The organism is Pedobacter jeongneungensis, from assembly GCF_039538295.1.
Taxonomy (GTDB): Bacteria; Bacteroidota; Bacteroidia; order Sphingobacteriales; family Sphingobacteriaceae; genus Pedobacter; species Pedobacter jeongneungensis.
Genome location: NZ_BAABBY010000001.1, coordinates 152,031 through 169,047, shown reverse-complemented (window position 1 = coordinate 169,047; position 17,017 = coordinate 152,031). Strand labels below are relative to the sequence as shown.

Here is a 17,017-nt window from a genome sequence, read left to right as displayed (position 1 = left end):
AGCCCTAAAAGTTGTTAGAACTGCCCGATTCAAATCTGTCAATTCAAGGAAAAATAGATTGACACTATAGCCATAGTGCTAAAGATTATTTTTTTCAGACTATTGCGGTGTTCGAAAAATCCACTTTAAAATTTCCCCTCATATCAATTATCTAGCTAGCGGAATTGATAAATGCAAATTGGAGGAATGTCTGATTAAAATCAAGTTGTAAAAAGGTTGCACAAATCTTCAACCCGTCACAATACTTCGCATTGTGAACAAATGGGAAGGATTTTGAAAGTCAAACTTTTAACTGATAAGATATTAGTCTGGCTGAATTTCACTTTGGTGTAACTCCAAATGCTCCCGGTGTAAAAGTCTTTACCGCGGTTATAAATCAGACTAAATTGATCCAAAAATTTAGACATGAACTACCAGTTTATAGTTTTTGAGGAGCATCTCCAGAGCCTGAGAGTCAAAAAAAGCTTTGCAAAGAATTATACTAGCGAATCCCGAAAAAACCTAGATAGAGAATTCTTGCGGTTGATTAGAGTTTTCAAGGATATCTCTATTCAACTCAACAACAAAAGAAAGATTAAGGAATACTTTAGCTTTCACCAGCGGAACCTGGTCATCTTGATGGATGAGGTAAGTATCGAAATACTTAAAGAGCGCGATCTAAAGGAGAAAAAATTCATCGATAGCGAACTGAACTTCCTACTGGAAAAAATTGGGGATTTTTTAGATTGGATGAATCAGATGTATCCTGAAATATTTGATTACAAATCACAGGCTCCGATAAGAATGTTACAATCTGAGAAATTAAAAATTCGGGAAGTTTTGGATTTGATTAAAACTGAACTCGAAGCTAAGTGCACCCATGATAAACTATCTGAATTAATAACCTCGGTACTAGACCCGGAGCAGATAAGTACCTTCCGGGATATTCGGTACTGGCAAACAACAGCCATGAACCTTCATAGCAAAATCATTAGCAATACAGAGATCGATAAATTCGGGATTGTAAAATTGCTTTTGGGAAACGGGGTAAACCATCGAGATTTTTTTAGCTATACTAAAGCTTTCATCTTGAAAGAAATAGAAAAAAAGACCACCTTGAGCGATCAGATATCGGCCATCTGTACTTTAAGAAAAGAAATTAGAATGTTGCTTATCGAGACCAAATCGCGTCAATTCCAAGGTTATCCAGATATTAACAAATTAGTTAGGAAATTTATCAGGGAAGAACTTCTTTTACTCAGGGCAATGGAATTTGTCAACCATGAAACCGCCGAGGCCGGAATCATGAACGCCAACTACAAGGTATCCTTCTCGGTAAAGCAGCTGGCATTTTTTGTGCATTTGCAAATGGAAACTGGAATAATCATCTGGCAGCGGGCGAAATTTGCACACCAGTATATTGCCCGGCATTTCAGTACTTTAGAGCGTGAATCAATCTCAGAGAAAAGCGCTAGAAATGCACACTATAGTCATGCCAGTGAAGACATCAAAAAGGTTATCACAAAACTTAGCGAAATGTTGGCCCTCGCCCAAGAAAGATATTAAGGTTAATAAGTAAATCACCCTTGAATCGCATGTGAAGTGGGGTTGCACTCCGCTAAATTTTCTGCAACTTGACAAAGTATGAATATCACCGTTCTTTATCTCAAAAAAGAACATGAACGGAGAAGATTATACAGCAAGACTTGGGGTTTTCCATTCCCTCTCACCTGGACTAAAATCATATATATCCACCATTGCAAAAAAAACCGAGTATCAAAGAGGGGAAGCATTGTTTCTCACCTCGGAAAATACCTTTTTTCCCCTGATTGCAAATGGAAAACTTCAGATGCTAGCCTTTGATATAGATATAGGGCGGGAGATCAGTATCGGTACTTATCGAGAAGAAGACTTTTTATATCATTTTGTGAAAGCAGTTCCCCTAGCAGGAGTTGAACTGTATGTCAAATTCCTCGAAGATTCATCAGTGATCACTATTAGTGAAAAGCATTTTTCCAACCTGATGAAACTATTTACCGATGCTTACCTGCTAAACCTAAACTTCACATCATTTCATTTCAGCACATTATTTAAACTGCTGCTTGTAAATACTAAAACCGGCAAATCAATTTGAAATCATACACTCCATTTCAGATACCTACCAACACTTATAAAAATTAAAGTTTTATTCAACCCAATAATCAAATGAAACTGCTCATCGAAAAACTTCAAAGCCTTCAGCATGCCACCGGGCATTTTGCCAGGGAAATCGCAGAAATTTCTGTTCCAAAGATTTTTAACAAGGGACTACTGCTCAGCACTCCCGAACACTCCTACCCCGAACTTTATTTCGTAGACAATGGACTTGCAAGAGGCTATTTTACACATCAGGGTCAGGAACAGACATCATGGATTTTAGCCCAGGGTTTTATTTTACCTACAGCCTCATTTTTCTCTTTTAGCAGGTCTATTGAATACATCAACTTCCTAAAAGATAGTTCAGGTTACGCCATAAGCCTTTCGCAGTGGAGTGAGCTGGGTAAGATAAATCCCGTATTTCTACTGATGCTCCTAGAAATATATGAGGAAAATCTCCAACATATCAAACAGAGAGAACAAATGCTGCGGATCAGGCATGCCGAAACAAGGTTTCTTTATTTTCAGCAACAATATCCCGAGTTAATCAACCTGCCCACCCACGAAATACTGGCCTCACTGCTCGCTATCGAATCAAAATACCTCTTTAAAATCAAACGAAAATACCGAAAATAACCAACTGTCTTTCATACTATTACACCAAAAAACATCGCTTTACCCCAGCTTCTCAGGGGTGCAAAAAGAGCTAAAATTGCCAAATTAATATAGCGAATCTTATTTCTGTTGTTTCGAACTTTAATCTACAATCCTATGGTTGCTAGAAAGGAACAAGAACAATGGAAAATACTTATTCAAACAGAGGGCCTCATCTGATCTATGAAAAATTAGCATCATACTTGAATACAGCTGGAGTATTGCTATTGATTGTGCTCTGGTCTTATGCAGTGTTTGCAAAACTTGCTGATCTGGAGCTCTATAAACGCCAGATGGTAGAGCAGCCGTTTTCACCTAATATTATTCTCGTACTGACTTATCTGGTTCCAAGCCTTGAACTCCTGTCTGCTACGCTTCTGATTTTGAACAAGCACAAATTAGGACTGTGGATATCACTCGTGCTGCTTATAGGGTTTACCATATATATTACACTGATTTTAAGCCACGTTTTCCCCAAAGTCCCATGTAGCTGCGGCGGGTTTATCTCGAAAATGAGCTGGAAGAACCATCTATATTTCAACATGCTTTTAATTTGCTTTAATATATTCTGTCTCTATTGGTTCACCAAAAAAGAAAGGAGGTTAACCGGCAAAGAGTAAAATCATCAAAAACAAAAAATTAGCGCAATCAACCCGGGCATGGTGCCCAAATCTCAAACTAACTTTTTCGCTTGTTTTTTCAGAGTAAAAAGCATCCTTAAATTATGCATACAACAATCAAAAAAGTAAGCAAAGGCCTAATGGCCGCCGCTTTTGGATTATTATTAGTAGTAGGAGGATCTGCTTTTAAGGCAGATTCAAACAAACGCGTTCAATACACGTTCCGCTATAACAATGCAGACCATAGCTTAGGTGCTGTCCAGACACTTAGCAATTGGGTTTATGATCCGAGCGCCCCATCGTGTGATGAGGAGCCTCAGGAAGCATGTACAATTAAAGTTGATCAGGCATATGTGAATACCGGCGGTACACCGACTTTAAAGTCAACATTGAACCTACAGGCATCTGCGTATACCACAACTTCTGCTTTCGTAATCGGTAGTGATGATGAAAGTATGGCCATTGAAAACAGAACCGCACAATAGCCTTTTGTTATCCAATGCTAAAAGGGCAGTCAACAGATGTTGCACTGCCCTTTAGCTTTAATTCTGAGGCATTCCTGTGAGTTCAATGATATCTGTGGGTAATGGCAAAGCATAATACCTTGAATCTGATGGAAGACTAAACCTCTGTTTATCAATGATGCGCTGCAAAACAATATTTGCTCCCTCTTTATTATACCGTTTGACATCCCCGAATCGCAGTCCCCTCATCAGTAGTTCCTTCCTACGTTCCTGCCTTATTTTCAATAACGCATCCGTCCTATTATTAGCAGATACTGGCACAAAAGTTACTGTATTTTTCCAGCGTGTCTTAAGCAGTTTATTTAGATCTTCCATTGCACCGGTCAGATCATTTTGCCAAGCTTTACATTCTGCGCTGGTCAGGTATAGCTCATCGGTGGCAAACCCTGCGAAATAAAACGTAGCACTGGCAGAGTAATTTCCTTTAAACTGTTGGTAGGGTGCGGCTGCCTTAAAGAATGCAGCCCTCCTTAAATCATTTGCGGCATAACTTGCATATAGGTTTGAATCGATGCGAACTCTTGCCGCTGCAGTGGTCCCAAAGTTACTGGTCAGCTCCGAATACCAAATGGTTTCTTTATTAAACTTTTTAACAGGTACGGCACTGCTGAGAGCGAGAAGATCCGTGTCGCCATTAAAATCCATTAATTTATTATTCAACTTCAAGGCGTCCAAAGTATATTTCAATGCCAGATCGTACTTATGCATATAAAGGTAGCATCGGGACAATAGTGCGTTACACGCTCCCTTAGAAGGCCTCATGACGTGTTGCGGGTAATCTGGAAGTAAAGATAGTGCTGTGGTTGCGTCATTGATTACCTGCCCATAACATTCGCTTACCGATGATCTGACCGAGGGGGTATTAAAGTTCGAGGTCAACCTGAGGACTATTCCCAAATCATTATTAGAAGATGATTCATCGTAGGCCAGCCCATATTGGTTAGTGAGCATTAAAAAATAGTAAGCCCTATAGAAAAGCGCACTGCCTTTGGCATTACCATAAGCGCTTGCATTGGCAGGTGTTCTATCGATCTTGTCCAAAAGTTCCAGACTTAGGTTCGCATTATATATCGCTGTGTAGGCAATACTCCAGTCATTTTGAAAACGATAGGGTGTTGCCTTCCAGATGTAGGCCTCCTGTGCCCTTAAGACAATAGCATTATAGCTGGCCAGTGGAAGAAAATAGTCATCAGAACTCGCCTCCCCAAACGATGGAGATATTCTGATGTTCATCAGGTTCGCATCATCCAGGAGTCCCTGCACATCTGATAGGCTTTTTGGGATTACAAGTTTTGCATCAGATTTAACCTCCAGGTATTTTTTGCAACCGGTAAAAACTATGGCGGTAAAAATCGCCACAGCCATTAGTACATTCATTGATATTTTAGTTTTCATCTCTCGATCTTATTTATCGTTAAAAATTAAAAGGCTCCCTTTATCCCGAAAGTATACTGACGTGTTGGTGGAACTACTCCTGCATAATCGGGATCGTAACCATAAGAATTGGCTTTCCATAAAATCCCGACATTCTGGATGCCCGAATACAGTTCGAGATTTCGAAAAGGGAATTTCCACTGCGCTGTATTTACAGTGTAGCCCAGCCTTAAATAATCAATCCTGATATGATCACCTGGCATTACATTAACTTCAGAGGCATAGTAGAAAAAATCACGGGTATTATTTGTGGGATATACAAAGGATGGCACATTGGTATGTAATTCATCACCCGCCTTTTGCCATCGCATTGAAAACTCGCTGTTTCCCACGCCGTTATTGATAAGTGCCGAATAGGATATTGATGGTTTCCTAACCTTATAACCCAGTTTGTAATTTAGATTAATAGATAGGCTCACACCCTTATAGCTAAAGGAATTTATGAATGATCCGAAATAGGTTGGACTCGCTGAGCCAAGATAAACCAGATTGTTCCCGCTATCGGCAGATTCATTCGCAATTGCTGCATAATCTGTACTCAAAGCACCATTTAAGTAACCTTGCGGATTTCCTTTATTGTCCAGTCCGCCCCACTTGAAGGCCGCAAGTGAATAAAGCGGATACCCTACAACTGGAGTGATAATATTTCCTCCCGATATTAAAGTGTAAATACTCGCTGGCGTACTGCTATAGTATTTTTTTGTCTTGCTAATGTTATAGCTTAGATAAAAATCAGTATTCCATTTAAAATCGGCGGCTCTAAAATTTATGCTATGCAAATCAAGGTCAAAGCCAACGCCCCTCATATCAGCAACATTTCGGACAATCAGCTCTCTGGCTCCCCAAGCTGTATAATCGTAATTAGCTGTACCATACAGGTCAGTTCCCTTCTTAATATATCCTGAAAACGATCCGGAAAGAACTTGTTTTTTTGTTTCAAAATCCAGTTTCACATTTAACTGGGATAATTGCTCCCAGCGCAAATCGGGATTATTTATTGAATTGACCCTTGTGATCGGAAACCCTGTGATGCTATTATATGAATATCCTGCAACCGGTGATGCCGTTTTGCTTAAATCTACATTTCCACTATACCCGAACGTGCCTGTCAACCGTAAGGTCGGGAGCCATTCGATATTGTAAAATGGTTCTTCGGAAAGTTTCCAGCCCAGTCCTGCTGACCAGAGCGGCTTCCATTTGTCATTGGTATTGGCACCGAAAATATTGGACCCGTCCCGCCGAACGCTGCCTGAAACGATATACCTGCCTTTGTAACTGTAGGATACGTTACTATAGACACTGAGAAAGCGATAAGCTGTTTCAAGCAATGTATTTACAGAACCAATCTGATTAAAATTTCCGGTCAAATATTCCGGATAGTAACCGACTTCATCAACTGGGCTAAAGTATAATGGATCGGCCTGATAACCTAGCCTCCTGCTTCCCCTTGCCGAACTATTAGATGATCTGGTTTCTCCTCCCAGTATCGCAGTAATACTATGCAGCCCAAAAATTTTGCTGTAGTTAAACTGGGCTCTTGCCGTTTGAGAATTTACCATTGAGCTATTGGATAGCAGTATTCCTCCCTTAGGGACTGGATAAGTCAGGATACCTGTTGCTTTGTTATACTGACTAAAGGTGTTGACTAAATTTCTAGCAGCGAAACTCTCCGTGTCCGAGGTCTGTTCATCCTCTACATTTTGCCTTTGGTATTGATAACTAACCTGAAGGTTTAGTCCGTTAAAAATTTGATATTTAAGACCTACGTTTGCATAGAGTTCTTGGATCTTCCGTTTGTTGTACTCATGTTTATAGTCCTCATTAGGATAATATTTCCAGTCCAGAAATCTTCCACCTGCAACAGTATCAGTATATAAACTACGATGGATAGTTGCCAGACTGCCACCAGAACCGAAATCAAGATAGGTAGGATACCTTCCTCCTACACTCAAAGAATTGTATTCTGGTCGACCACTTTTAATGTTGGAATTAGTGAAGTAAATATTGGTACTCAGGTCAAGGCCCTTCATCACCTTAAAATCATTGGCTAAATGCAGGTTCAGTTTTTTATTCCGGCTAAACGTTTCTCCCTTGGCATCATCAAATGCGGCCGATAATAGATAGCTGTTCCTTTCCCCTCCTCCCCTAACACTCAAACTATATTGTTGGATTAGGGAATTTGTATAGAAATTATCCAAATAGGATTGCACTGTATTGTTTTTAGCCAAAGATTGAATCTGTTCATTGGCGGAAATTTGAGAAATTGAGCCATTACGCTGAGCCAGCAAAATTTCCACTACAGGTGTAAGTGCTGCCCATGGAGTTGATGTAATCCTATCATTAAAATATCCCGCATCAAAAAGCTGTTTTTCTACAGCTATATAATCGCTATTATCCATCTGCCCAACTGCATTGAGCTTTGGAAGTTCCCCCAAAAGATAATTCGCATTAAAGGAAATCTGCATGGCCTGGTTTAATTTTCCTTTTTTGGAGGTAAGAACTATTACTCCATTTCCTGCCCTTGCTCCCCAAATCGAGGCCGCAGCTGCATCCTTTAAAATCGTGATGTTTTCTATATCATTGGGATTTAAATTAGCTATATCACCTTCGTAAATAAACCCATCCAGGACAATCAGCGGATCCAGGGGACCATTTATTGTTCCCAGTCCCCTAATGGTTATATTGGTATTGTTTTGCGGATTATTATTACTCTTGCCAACCTGAAGTATCAAGCCACTGGTCTGACCGATTATTCTATCTAAAATATTTGTCCCTACGCGCGCGCTGATTGCCTTCTCATCAATCGAGGATATTGTTCCATTGATTTCGTTTGGTTTCACGCTCTGGTAACCTGTTTGTACCAGGACTTCCTCCAGCTGCTGAACATCTTCGGTCATCCTTATAGAAATAAAAGAGCCAGGTTTTTCATATACACGAACTACAGTTTTAAAACCCGTTGCGGTTACACGTATACTATCACCTACCTTTAGAGAATTGATTTTAAAATTGCCGTCTTTATCCACAAGGGTAACCCCACCCTTAAAGCGAACGGTTGCAATAATAAATTTGCCATCGAGATCAGTAACCTTTCCATGAACTTCCTGCCCCCCTTGGGCAAAGACCGTAATGGCTGATAGCGATACAAGTAAAATTGCCGTGATTAGGAGGAAAAAATTCCACTTCATCTTTCTGGCATTGAAACGATTTATATTCATAATTTAATCTTTTTTCGGTTTGAGATTGAGCGTGAGACCAGCGATTAGCCGTTCTATATTTGATGTTGTAATCTGATCAGCCCGGGTAATCGCCTTGATCCGTCCATCAGCTCCAATCCATAAATAGTGGGGCATGCTTTTTACGGGAAACATTCCTCTGAGCGTGCTGTCGCTTTGAACAATGGGAAGTGAAAAATCTGGAATTTGACTTTTTTGTTCAGCTAAAAAATCTCTCAATACATTTTCGGTATCCTTCGAATAGGTATTAACTAAGACTATCTGAAGGTTTTTATCGTATTGCTTTTGCATGGATTGCATTTTTGGAAATTCCTTAATACAGGCCGAACAGAAAGTCGCCCAGAAATCAAGAATCATTGCCTTTCCCTTAAGTTTAGAAAAGCTTGTCGAGCTAACTTTGTAATTATAAATTTTAGAAATTGTAAAATCAGTGACTTTATCACCAATCGCCATTGGTCTTACTTTATTCTTTTCCTGAGCACTTATTGAAAGTGTACAGAATGCCAAGACTAGGACAAATTGAATAGACTTTTTTCTCCTAAGCCATTCCAGTTTTATTTCTCTTAAGGATAGTAAGGAAAGATTCTGTACCAGTAGTTTATTTTTTTCGACTACCAGAACATTTTCAGAATTTATTTTTCGGGAAGACAGTAAATCTGAAGTGACTTTCTTGCATAAAAAAAGGCATGGCAATGCCCTATCAATAAAAAATATCGTTTTTTTCATTGTCGTTGGTTTAGTTAGTTGATTCGGAAATTAAATGAGGAAACTTAAATATTGGAGAAACTAAGGCAGGTACATTATTAAAGAACCTATTTTTTTTCATTAACCATTAAGGTAACCTGCCTTAGCCTGGTATCTTATTCAGGAGAACAGATTACAAGGCTAATAAGAATTATAAACGCGACACCAAAAACCATAATCTCCTTACTCCGAAAAATTCGAAAAAGAATAGTAGGTTTCTTTTTACAGAAAACTGGTTGAAAAACGGTTTTTAATTTATATTTCACGTTTTTTGGTTGAGACCAAAAAACCTTGAGAAAAGAAAAAAGGGCCGCCCTTAGCTTTTCTGAGACAAAGGTGTAGGACCACCACCGCTTTTCAGCGGGCGAACACAGAATAGCAGGCGACCCAAGTCCTTATGCTATGCAAAGATAGCACAGGATTTGAGTTTTCACCTACTGCTTGTGTTCAAACGTCCTACTTTTTGTCACAAGGTTTTTCAGCAATAAAAAATCAAATCATGCAGTTAAAGTCTTAACTGACAATAAATTTATTAAGCTAAAGTAAAAATAATAATCGACACTTCCACATGCACCTGTGATAAAATTTTCATTTTATTGTTCCTTGCATTCTAATGCAAAACCGGAATTCCAACCCAGAAATTGTTACTATAGAAATTTCTCATTTGGATTATTTAATTATAGTAAATGTTAAACGCCTAAGGATAGAACAGAGTTTATCCCAAGTGTCACTTACGCAAAAAATGGGTTTATCTGAAGGTTTTGTTGGAAAAGTGGAGCTTTTTACCGAACGAGCCAAATATAGTATACGGCATATTAATTTGTTAGCGAATGCTCTCAATTGCAAAATTCAGGATATTCTCCCTTTAGAGCAACCAAAATACGACATGATTAAGCTTACTCTAAAACGGGCAAACAAAATTAACAAGGACGGCACGATATCTCAAAAGAAAACTACAGAGGTTATATCCATCGAGCCAAAAGAAGAAATCAAAAGTTAATTTGAATATGCAAAGCTAATTGAGAGGTCGAAAAAGACTGAACAATTTAAACTTTGACATATGGAACAATTACGTTGCGTCGTTATCGACGACGAAAAACATTCTATCTCTATTTTATCGGATTACATAGAAACAAATCCAAATCTCATGTTGGTTAAAACTTATACCGACCCTCTGATCGCATTATCAGATATTACACTTGGGGACAAAATAGATTTTATATTTCTTGATGTCGACATGCCTGATATTACTGGTATTGAACTGGCTAAAAAACTGGTAAATAGAGCCCGTTTTATCGTATTTACAACAGCATTCACGAAATATGCTATTGAGGCTTTTGAAGTAGATGCTTCTCGTTACCTGGTAAAGCCTATATCGAAACCTAAGTTCATAAAGACAGTATGGGATATCCTTGAATCTGAAACAAAAAAACTTGAAAAGTCTAGACAGTCAGGACGAAAATTCTTTTTTGTCAGCATTGGTGACAGGGGGCAGAGGCTCAAGATAAAGAGATCCAAGATCTTATTTTTTGAAAGTGAAAAAAACTACATCAGTATCGTTACAGAAGAGACAAAGTATATGGTGTACTTGACTATGAAAGAGGTTGAGAAAGATTTTTGGGGAACACTTTTTTACAGGGTACATAGATCCTTTTTTGTAAACGCTGAAAAGGTTGAAAAAATCATTGGAAATACGCTAAAAATGGGCTCTTATATAGTTCCAATGGGAAAAAGTTACAAGGAGAGTTTTAATGAATTTTTAGAAAGAAAAACTTTAAGATCCGGCCGGTAATCTTATTTGGGTTCAGTCTACCTTTTCAATGCAACTAAAGTTTCAGTTGCAATAATTGTAATACTTGAATTGGTTGGATCGGTTGATGACAAAACCTGGTTTTTCTGCGATTTAAAAACAAATACTGTTTTCTTAATCAATTTTTGTGGGATGTGTTTCATGTTTTTATTTTGAAACTAGCCCTATTGGATATGGTAAAAAAAGTTATTACACCGTGATAATTTGAGGTTACACGAATACATTTTATAGCATGACAAAGAAAATTTTCGAATGGACAAAAATCCAGAAAATCCACCTGATAGGGTGGTCGCTTTTTATATTTTTTGAAATAACGCTAATAGGTCTTGCAGCCGGTGCGTTTGGCAAGCCGATCAATTACCTCTTGCATTATATACTAAACATTGGGCTATTTTATTCAAATGCGCATCTGGTTCTTAAAATAAGTTTCAGAACAAAAAAGCATGCAATAAGCAGATTAATTATTTTAATGGGATTACAAATTGCAGGCTACATTTTATTACGTGCATTGCTAAATTACTATTTGAGTGATACCACGAAATCATTTAACTTTCCGACTATCGTAGAGAATTACCGCAGCTTTTTTCAGTCGCTTTGGAGAGGGCTCTTTTTTATTGGTTTATCATGTTTTTATTATCTCTTTATAGAATATAAATCAGAAAGGACTTTGAGGGAGGAAGCTGAAAATGCTAAACACATTAAACGATTAAGGATCAGAGAAATGGAAAACGAATTAAGTATAGCTCAATATGACTATCTAAGGGCTCAGATTAACCCCCACCTTCTATTCAATACTTTAAGTTTCTTGTATGATAGTATTCGAAAATATAATGAAGATGCTGGTCAGGCCGTACTCAATTTGGCTGACCTGATGAGATTTAGTCTGGAAGCACGTGAGTCAAACGAAGAACTTCCGAGGTTAGAGGAAGAGATTAAACAAATTTTCAATTTAATCGAATTGAATAAAATAAGGAAAGATAAGGAGCAGTTTATTGATGTCGTGATTCCTGAAGATACAAAACAGTTCCGTTTTATACCGTTAGTAATTATAACGCTTTTGGAAAATATGCTCAAGCATGGAAATTTAAGTAGACCAGAACATCCAGGTTTACTTGAATTGAAGCTCAGCTATGCTGAGTTTTCAATTCATACCAGAAACCTAATAAGTACGAAGATTCATCATTCTGGATTTAATAAAGGAATGGAGAATATTGAAAAGCGGCTTAGGCTAGCATATGGCGATAATTTTACCTTTTACTATGAAAAGCGGGATGCAATGTATTTTTATGTAAAAATTGAATTAAAGCTTTGAGGATAAATCCTTGTCGAAGTGGCTACCTTATGTTGCCTTTGTTCACGAAGGGTTCTTTAACTGTGGCTCTGCCATCTACAAACCTGACGAGATTGGTGATCCGCATATAGTTACTTTTGTTTCTAGCAAGTTTGAAATCCAGAAAAAAGTTCTTTCTTCCCGAGAAAAAAGCTTCAGCTGCAATGGTTTTGTCTTTCATAACGCGTCCATAATTAAATCCATACCAAATTTCTGTATTGAAAATTAATTAGTCGGTCGTATATTAGCCAAACCTAAGGGATTGAAGCGCTTTTAAATCGACTAAATATCTGTATTACGAGAAGATTAAATTCTATGGAACCTGTTCTCGAGGAAGAAAAAGAGCGCAGTTGCGCTTATTCTGGATGCAAACGTACTTTTGAAGGCCGTAAGGATAAAGTCTACTGTAGTGACCAATGCAGAAATCCAGCAGGGCGGAAAAAGAAAAGGTTTCGAAATGGCAGGAGCCTGAGCACTTCGGTCAGATCAACAGAATAATTCTCCGTAATTATCAGATTTTAAAGAGGCTTTACAATGAAACGCTCACCCCTGTCAAAAACTGGCAGCTTAGTGACGAAGGGTTCAAATTTAAGTTCATGACAGGAATCTATAGGGTTAATGAAAACATTGGCATCTTCATTTGCTGTGAATATGGCTGGCACCAGCTACCTGACAATAGAGTACGTATATATTTCGTGCCACCACTCTTCCTGACGGGATTAGCTATTGTAGCGAAAGATCGGTAAAGTGATCAAAGACGTTATACATTTTAAATCTATGTTTACTTCGAACACGCTACCGTTTACCCTCAAGTTTAATTCTTAGCCCGGCTCTGCAGTCTGCACATCATCCTTTAAAAATTTTCTCCAATAGTAGGGAAAGATATGTGTCCTGAAATGTCTCGAGGCGATAAGCCCTATGGCCCAATAACTTTCTTTGATAAAAGAAAAATCTTTTTCAAAGCAGTTATGTTCATATTCCTCTACCACGAGTTCCTTATAATTTTGCATTGATTCGGAAAGATCTATGCCAGAAAGTGCATACCCAGAATCGTTATTGCCATTTTCTGTAAAGACCTTGCTTTCGGTTTCCTTATCGGGAAACCAAAGCAACAAAGTAATTTCTTTTAGCAGTTTGTCTTTAACACCTTTTAGTGAAGCGTAAAGCCTAGGTGAGTTCAGTACCATCGACCATTCCAAAAGTACCGTAAAAAGATAGCTCGAATTGTAATCGTAACCTATCCGAACATCAGTATTAGCCTCAAGTTCGGCAACAGTTCGCAAGTCTCTATGAACTGGAAATATCCTAGAAAAGGAATGCGCTTCAGCAATATGCTTATGGAGGCCAAACAGGATATCAAGAGCTTGCTGCTTTAGATCAAGCTTGTACAAAAGCATCAATAGCATATGTATCTCTATTAAATGATCATCATACCTCGGCGTATAGAAAATTTGATTGTTATTAATTAACCTGATCGCTTCGTAGGCCAGAATAGTAGCACGGTCCCTGTGGACAATAGCCGCTTGCTCCGCGCTTTCTCCTTCTCCAGTTGTTAAAAACTCGTACATCTGCAGATAGAACAATGCGGTTTCACACCAGATGCCTATCTGTTCGTACACCACAGTCCCATACGCTAGTGCATCTCCCACCGACCTGCCCAATCCATCTTTGATGTCGACGATAAATGAGAATTTGGCATTGTACTTCTCCAATGTATCCCTATGCAGATAAAAACCTTCTACGACCTCTTTAGTAAATTCTTTTTCCGGCTTGCCAGAAATGAACATCGACCAGAGACGAAGCACGTACTTCTCAGAACACTTCACCGCGTGCAAAAGGTTGTCAGCTTCATCACAGTATTTGATAACAACTGCGACCAATAGCCTCATTTCCTTTAATACTCGAAGCTTGGTTTTCCTGTATTTTGTCGTCTTAAACTCTTTCTCCAGCATATCAAGTATTTGTACGAAATCGCCGAACTGATAGTCCCTATTTTCAAGATGGATGATTGTCTTTCGAACAGCCGATCTTAGTTTATTGGAAAAGCCGCTTTCGTTCAAAAGGTTATGCTGAAACTGTTCCACCAGAAAATCCCCTTCCCAAAGTGCAAATTCGAAATTAGGATATTGACTGGTATAGCCTTTCCAATTCTGCTGCAGGCTCTGCTTGATCAGACCATTATAAGCGACCACGATTTTTATGGGCAGTTTTTTATGTTGGGGAGCTAGGTTGTTAGGTATAAATACTTCTCTAATCTCATCAAGGGACTGCCTAACACTATTGATTTCTCCATCCCAGTTCTGCCTATCAAGGTCGCCCTGCTTTACCGTGATGAGAAAAACCTTCTTCTTACCATCATCAGTAAAGTCCTTTCCAATCGCATAAATGTCAACTCCATACTGACGGCCTCTTTCTGGTCTAGAAAATATCTCGCCCCCATTTGCCCTCAGGATATCCTGGATCACTTTATCCAGTTCCCCATCTTCCTTTAGGGAATTGATATACTCAGCTAAAATTAATTTCATGTTTTTGGATTCTTTGGTAATTACGTCTTAGTGTTTCCTGCCTTGTTGGATCAAGCTTCTCGCCCGATGGAAATTCAAAGGAGTGCTGAATCAAGGCCAGTTCAGCAACCTCGTGCACTTTCTCCTCTTTTCTTCTTATCGCCCATTTCTTAGCGTAGAGATTGACCGATTTCATCATCGACAGAAAGCCCTTGCTGTTTGACTCCTTCATCGATGCGGCAAAGAGCTGATTTTTATAAAAGCGGCTGAATTCTTCGAGCTTTGCATCTGACTGCAGCTCCTTGAATACTTTAACCCTATTAAGGTTTTTAAAGTAGTTCTCATAATCATCATCAATTGGCTGCAAAAATTCCCGTTGGTGGGCAGGGCACTTCGTATCATTCAATCTTTCTTTTATCATATCCAAAGTAGACCTATAATTGTAGATTAGGTAATCAACGAATATACCTTGGAGGTTGGTCAACAATGCCTCATCGTCGGGCAAAGCAGCATCCAAAACAGAAAATAGTAGGCTTTGGAGCTGTTCCATCGAATAGACAAATCCGGCAATCTTTATACAGATATATACTTTTTCCTCTGCCGGAAGAGTCCGAAAGTAATGTTGGGATACCTTACAATTAGCCGAGGAATTCCTTCCGGAGCAAATCCTCAACATTGCCTTATGCACGTTTCGATTTTCGGAATTGAACCATTTTGTCAAGTAGACATGGAAACGATCATGGTCCAAATCGATGATATGGTCGAGATTGCTGTCCAACAGTTGATATTCTCCCATTACCTCGAAGCGATTGGTTAAAAGTTCATAGACCAAATCAAGGTTATGTTCGCAAAGTGAATATAAAAAGAGATTCAATTGACCAATAAAACTGGGTTCATCAGCTATAAAGATTTGGATCGCCGCATGACTAAACCACTTTTTATTATGTTCGAGAGCAACAAGATCATAAACATAGTCATGTACGCCTTCGAAATCCCCACTTACTATAGGTTCTTTTGCAAGGGCGTAAAGATCATCTCCCACAAACCTGCACATACCGCAAAGTTTCAGATATTGTGCTTTGTCAAGCTGTTTAGCATCAAACCTAGCTTTAATCAAATCTTGAAAATCTTTCCGTCTTTCGTCCGGGCAACATCTTCCGAACGCCCAGAGCAAAAGGTACAGCTTCTCATTACCAAACTGATCTTTCACTCGATCTAACAATCGGTCAAAGTTTTCTACTTTCCCTTCTACAAGTCCAATGATGACTGCGGTCACAAAATCCTCCGCATATTTTTCATCGATAAGCATTTCCAGTTCTCTATCGAATCTAGCGGCAAGAACAGGTTGGGCCGATAGCTTTTCGATCAATGTCCGCGACACCTGGTGCGAAGCGCCAGTAAGTCCAGTAGCTGAATGTAAGCTCTTCAGAAAATCTAGAACACTCTCAAAACTTACTTCCAGAACTGAGAAAGCTTTGTGAAGTATATTGAAATTGTTCCAATCCATGTCTGCTTCGCCAACAAAACTAGACCATTCCTTAATGGCTATTTTCTCTAAATAGGCTATAACCATACCCGACTCGTTCCAATATAATAGTGGTTTGTACCTCTCCGCAGCTTTCTTTAGCGCAGCTCCTAACGAAGACAAGTTGCTGGTATCCAAACCACCTTCTACCAGGTATTCAATGAGCATCAACTGCGAAAAAACCTTGTCAACCATCTTATTCCCGACCTGGTCCATCAGGTAGGCATCTGATACATCACACGACTTGAAAAAATCGAAAAGTTCAGGACTCTTGATCCACTTATCCAATATTTCAAAACTGGCATTTTCAATAATGACGTCTCTTTTGTGATAGCCATTACACATTCTCAACCGTTCAAATTCACTGAACCGTTCATTATATTCAATACTTCCCATATAATTATTGTTGATCTGCGATATACAGGTCAAGGTTTTCTAGATAGAGCGTTTCAAAACCCTAAGATAGTAATATACCTTTAAAAATCGTCTCCAGTCTAATTGCAAATTGGACAAATTGAATCTGC

Annotated in this window: 15 protein-coding genes; 9 read left to right on the top strand and 6 right to left on the bottom strand. The window is 38.8% G+C overall.

Annotated features, from left to right (window positions below):
- Nucleotides 1-405: 405 nt before the first annotated feature.
- From ABD769_RS00785 to ABD769_RS00770, 5 genes are all read left to right on the top strand, one after another.
- On the top strand, nt 406-1,545 hold the full coding sequence (locus tag ABD769_RS00785; RefSeq protein ID WP_344848402.1) for a hypothetical protein: 1,140 nt from the start codon (nt 406-408) through the stop codon (nt 1,543-1,545).
- A gap of 112 nt (nt 1,546-1,657) precedes the next feature.
- Nucleotides 1,658-2,113, top strand: a complete 456-nt coding sequence (locus ABD769_RS00780) for a cyclic nucleotide-binding domain-containing protein (protein WP_344848399.1) — start codon at nt 1,658-1,660, stop codon at nt 2,111-2,113.
- A gap of 71 nt (nt 2,114-2,184) precedes the next feature.
- Entirely contained in the window at nt 2,185-2,751 is a 567-nt protein-coding gene (locus ABD769_RS00775) for a Crp/Fnr family transcriptional regulator (RefSeq protein WP_344848396.1), read from the top strand.
- A 161-nt stretch (nt 2,752-2,912) separates the two neighbouring features.
- Nucleotides 2,913-3,389, top strand: a complete 477-nt coding sequence (locus tag ABD769_RS24970; protein WP_425568840.1) for a MauE/DoxX family redox-associated membrane protein — start codon at nt 2,913-2,915, stop codon at nt 3,387-3,389.
- Nucleotides 3,390-3,493: 104 nt separating this feature from the next.
- Complete coding sequence (locus tag ABD769_RS00770) at nt 3,494-3,874, top strand: hypothetical protein (protein WP_344848394.1); 381 nt, start codon at nt 3,494-3,496, stop codon at nt 3,872-3,874.
- Nucleotides 3,875-3,931: 57 nt separating this feature from the next.
- On the opposite strand, the gene ABD769_RS00765 is transcribed toward ABD769_RS00770, so the two are convergent.
- Genes ABD769_RS00765 through ABD769_RS00755 form a run of 3 tightly spaced genes read right to left on the bottom strand, consistent with a single transcriptional unit; the run spans nt 3,932 to nt 9,306 of the window.
- On the bottom strand, nt 3,932-5,308 hold the full coding sequence (locus ABD769_RS00765; RefSeq protein ID WP_344848391.1) for a RagB/SusD family nutrient uptake outer membrane protein: 1,377 nt from the start codon (nt 5,306-5,308) through the stop codon (nt 3,932-3,934).
- Between the two features lie 26 nt (nt 5,309-5,334).
- Nucleotides 5,335-8,562, bottom strand: a complete 3,228-nt coding sequence (locus tag ABD769_RS00760; RefSeq protein WP_344848388.1) for a SusC/RagA family TonB-linked outer membrane protein — start codon at nt 8,560-8,562, stop codon at nt 5,335-5,337.
- Between the two features lie 3 nt (nt 8,563-8,565).
- Nucleotides 8,566-9,306, bottom strand: coding sequence for a TlpA family protein disulfide reductase (locus tag ABD769_RS00755; protein ID WP_344848385.1), 741 nt, complete (start codon nt 9,304-9,306; stop codon nt 8,566-8,568).
- Between the two features lie 631 nt (nt 9,307-9,937).
- Here ABD769_RS00755 and ABD769_RS00750 point away from each other — a divergent pair.
- Nucleotides 9,938-10,324 carry a helix-turn-helix transcriptional regulator gene (locus ABD769_RS00750; protein ID WP_344848382.1) on the top strand — a complete coding sequence of 129 codons (387 nt, stop codon included), beginning with the start codon at nt 9,938-9,940 and terminating at the stop codon, nt 10,322-10,324.
- A 60-nt stretch (nt 10,325-10,384) separates the two neighbouring features.
- A complete protein-coding gene (locus tag ABD769_RS00745) occupies nt 10,385-11,116 on the top strand; it encodes a LytR/AlgR family response regulator transcription factor (protein ID WP_344848380.1) in 732 nt (243 codons plus the stop codon).
- Between the two features lie 17 nt (nt 11,117-11,133).
- On the opposite strand, the gene ABD769_RS00740 is transcribed toward ABD769_RS00745, so the two are convergent.
- Entirely contained in the window at nt 11,134-11,277 is a 144-nt protein-coding gene (locus ABD769_RS00740; RefSeq protein ID WP_344848378.1) for a hypothetical protein, read from the bottom strand.
- Between the two features lie 89 nt (nt 11,278-11,366).
- Between ABD769_RS00740 and ABD769_RS00735 the strand changes: the two genes are divergently transcribed.
- Both ABD769_RS00735 and ABD769_RS00730 read left to right on the top strand, forming a co-directional pair.
- Nucleotides 11,367-12,446: a sensor histidine kinase gene (locus tag ABD769_RS00735; protein ID WP_344848376.1), complete on the top strand. Its 1,080-nt coding sequence runs from the start codon at nt 11,367-11,369 to the stop codon at nt 12,444-12,446.
- A 434-nt stretch (nt 12,447-12,880) separates the two neighbouring features.
- Nucleotides 12,881-13,210, top strand: a complete 330-nt coding sequence (locus ABD769_RS00730) for a hypothetical protein (RefSeq protein WP_344848373.1) — start codon at nt 12,881-12,883, stop codon at nt 13,208-13,210.
- Between the two features lie 75 nt (nt 13,211-13,285).
- Here the strand turns inward: ABD769_RS00730 and ABD769_RS00725 are convergent, their stop codons facing one another.
- The gene (locus ABD769_RS00725) at nt 13,286-14,989 is read right to left on the bottom strand and encodes a hypothetical protein (RefSeq protein WP_344848371.1); all 1,704 of its coding nucleotides are present in this window, start codon (nt 14,987-14,989) and stop codon (nt 13,286-13,288) included.
- The gene (locus ABD769_RS00720) at nt 14,970-16,889 is read right to left on the bottom strand and encodes a hypothetical protein (RefSeq protein ID WP_344848368.1); all 1,920 of its coding nucleotides are present in this window, start codon (nt 16,887-16,889) and stop codon (nt 14,970-14,972) included. Before ABD769_RS00720 ends, ABD769_RS00725 begins: the two co-directional genes overlap by 20 nt.
- Nucleotides 16,890-17,017 lie beyond the last annotated feature (128 nt).